Source organism: Arthrobacter sp. Soil_C_60, assembly GCF_057656375.1.
The window spans coordinates 1-253 of the sequence record NZ_JBDGKM010000042.1; the positions used below are offsets into that span (position 1 = coordinate 1).

The 253-nt window shown below is 71.1% G+C and carries 1 protein-coding gene; it reads right to left on the reverse strand.

From position 1 onward, the window contains the following. Positions 1-253: hypothetical protein (locus AC3A4M_RS22870; RefSeq protein WP_498738924.1), on the reverse strand; the 253-nt coding region annotated here is incomplete at both ends.

Sequence of the window (253 nt, forward strand, 5' to 3'; positions counted from 1 at the left end):
GCGTTGGCGGTGGCGTGGAAGAGTTTGAACCAGTCGGAGGGGGTGCCGGCGGTGATCCGGCGCAGGCGTTCGGCGTAATACTCCCCGTGCGTTTCGGTGAACAGGTCTCCGGGCAGCCCCTCGAGGTCTTCGGCGGGGCCCCAGCTGGCGGGGAACGGGCCGGACGGCGGCCAGCAGGCCCAGGTTTCCTCGCGTTCCCAGGCGGCGAAGTCATCGAGGCCGGCGCTGGCACCCAGATGCTCCGGCTCCCCGA